The organism is Streptomyces sp. UH6, from assembly GCF_013421635.1.
Lineage (GTDB): Bacteria > Actinomycetota > Actinomycetes > Streptomycetales > Streptomycetaceae > Streptomyces > Streptomyces abyssomicinicus.
This window is the reverse complement of the sequence record NZ_JACADT010000823.1, coordinates 1-2,569: the sequence shown is the minus strand read 5'-3', so window position 1 is coordinate 2,569 and position 2,569 is coordinate 1. Positions and strand designations below refer to the sequence as shown.

Genomic DNA, 2,569 nt, shown 5'->3' with positions numbered 1-2,569 from the left:
CGCGCCGAGGCCGACCTGCCGCACGCCGTCTCCGCGCGGGAGGCCGACGACCTGATACGCGACGTGGCCGCCTTCCTGCGCCTGGTGGAGCGGGCGACCGGGCTGACCGGCGGGGACGCGCATTAGGGTGGAGGCGTTCGCCGGCCCGTCCCGTTCCAGTGGGCGGGCGGCCCCCGATCGCCCGTCGAGGAGTCAATCGCCGTGTCGGACCCGGTGCGCCCCCGCGCTTCTCTCCGTACCGCCGTGGTCTGGGAGGTCCTCAAGGACGCCCTGGACCGCCACGCCGAGGCCGGTGACGGCCGGCTGCTCGACGTCCTCGACACCGGCGGCGGCAGCGGAAACTTCGCCGTGCCCGTCGCCGCGCTGGGACACCGGGTCACCGTCGTCGACCCGAGCCCCGACGCCCTCTTCGCCCTGGAGCGCCGCGCCGCCGAGGCGGGAGTGGCCGAACGGGTGAGGGGAGTCCAGGGGGACGTCCACGGCCTCTTCGACGTGGCGGACCGTGCCGCCTACGACGTGGTGCTCTGCCACGGCGTCCTGGAGTACGTGGAGGACCCCGCCGAGGGCCTGCGCAACGCGGCGGCCGCGCTGCGCTCCGGCGGCCTGCTCAGCCTGCTCGCCGCCGGACTGGGCGGCGCGGTGCTCTCCCGCACCCTCGCCGGCCACTTCCACGAGGCGGCACGGGCGCTGGAGGACCCGGACGGCCGCTGGGGCGACGGCGACCCGGTGCCGCACCGCTTCACCGTGGACCGGCTGACCTCCCTGGTCGAGGGGAGCGGCCTGCGCGTCGGCTCGGTGCACGGCGTGCGGGTCTTCTCCGACCTGGTCCCCGGGGTCCTGGTGGACACCGAGCCGGGCGCCCGGGAGGCGCTGCTGCGCCTGGAGGCGGCGGTGGCCCCGATGGCCGAGTTCCACTCGGTGGCCACCCAGCTCCACGTCCTCGCCGAGGCGTCCGGGGCGTGACCGCCGCGCACCGGACGCCCAGCGTCCGGTGCCCGGAACCCCGGTCCGCGGCGGCATCCCCGCCGTGATCAGCGGCGCGGCGTCGCACGGAGTACACCGTCGGCCCTGCCGACCGGCCGCGCGACCCGTATGATCGAGGACAGACCGCCGGGCATGACGGGCGGGCCCGCGGGGAATGACAGTTCCACCGGGTCGGCCCGGCTGTGACCGGAACCGGTTGCCAAATGGCGTAGAGGGGCGGGTTTCACGGGGGCGATTCCCTGCCTATCCTGGAGGGGACCCCCGGTCGCCCCGGCGACTGCACGATGAGGAGGACTCCCGTGCCGCTCTCGGAGCACGAGCAGCGCATGCTCGAGCAGATGGAGCGAGCGCTGTACGCCGAAGATCCCAAGTTCGCGACAGCGCTCGAGGGAAGCGGGCTGCGCACGTACACCCGGCGACGGGTATACCAGGCGGTCGCGGGCTTCCTCGTAGGTATCGCGCTCCTCATGACCGGAATGGTCGCCCAGCAGATCTGGATCGGCGTGGTGGGCTTCCTGGTCATGCTGGGGTGCGCCGTGCTCGCCGTCACCGGCTGGCGCAAGGGCCCCAAGCCGGGCGAGCAGCCGCCCGCCGACGCCCCGGGTACTCCCGGTGCGGCCGCGCAGGCCCGTAAACGGTCGGTGATGGACCGGATCGAGCAGCGCTGGCAGCGCCGCCGGGACGACCAGCCGGACCGATAGCCCGAAAGCTTCAGGGGCGTCCGCCGAGGCGGGCGCCCCTCTTGGCGTGCCCGCGGGGTGTTCCCGGCCGACCGGATCCGCCCGGTCCGCCGGGTCCGCCTACCTGCTCCCGGACGCGTCGCACACCCGTCGATATGCGCCGGTCCGGGCGGTCATAGACTCCCCGCCATGGGACGGGTTGCAGTGATCGGCGCCGGAATGGGCGCCATGGCGGCCGCCGCGCGTCTGGCCGTGGCCGGCCACCGCGTGACGGTGTTCGAGCGGACGGACACCTACGGGGGCGCCCTGCGCCGCCGGGAGCGCGACGGGTTCGCCTTCGACACCGGGCCGGGCCTGCTGCCGCTGCCCGCCGTCTACCGCGACCTGTTCGTCAAGACCGGCAGGGAGCCGCTGGAGGAGTGCGTCGAGCTGGTCCAGACGGACCCCTCGGCCCGCCACCTGTTCCCGGACGGCACCCGCGTGGACCTGCCCAACGCCTCCCGGGCCGGTGTGGTGGCCTCCCTGGAGGCGAGCCTCGGCGAGGGCGCCGGGCGGCTCTGGGGCGACTTCCTGGTCCGGGGCCGGGAGGCATGGGACCGTACCCGCCGCCCGCTGCTGGAGGAGCCGCTGTGGCCGAACTGGGCCGTGCTCGCCGACCGTGAGCCGTACCCGTCGGTCCCGCACCGGCGTCTGCTGCGCACCCGGCGGGCCGCCACCCTGGCCCAGGTGGGCGAGTGGGAGCTGGGCGACCCCCGGCTGGCGCGCCTGCTGGAGAGCCACGCCCTGGCGTACGGCCTGGACCCGCGGACCGCTCCGGCGAGCGCGGCGGTGCTGCCGTACATGGAGCACGCCTTCGGCGTCTGGTACGTGCGCGGCGGGATGCGCGAGCTGGCCCGCGCGGTGTA

General features: G+C 75.3%; 3 protein-coding genes. All 3 read left to right on the top strand.

Annotation, left to right across the window (positions count from 1 at the left end; genetic code table 11):
- The first annotated feature begins 201 nt into the window (after positions 1–201).
- Positions 202–963 (top strand): bifunctional 2-polyprenyl-6-hydroxyphenol methylase/3-demethylubiquinol 3-O-methyltransferase UbiG, encoded by a 762-nt coding sequence (locus HW445_RS26335; RefSeq protein WP_180223381.1) that lies wholly within the window; start codon positions 202–204, stop codon positions 961–963.
- 320 nt (positions 964–1,283) lie between these two features.
- The gene (locus HW445_RS26330) at positions 1,284–1,685 is read left to right on the top strand and encodes a DUF3040 domain-containing protein (protein ID WP_180223380.1); all 402 of its coding nucleotides are present in this window, start codon (positions 1,284–1,286) and stop codon (positions 1,683–1,685) included.
- Between the two features lie 168 nt (positions 1,686–1,853).
- Positions 1,854–2,569, top strand: a 716-nt coding sequence (locus HW445_RS26325) for an NAD(P)/FAD-dependent oxidoreductase (RefSeq protein ID WP_180223379.1), incomplete at its 3' end; no start/stop codon positions are given.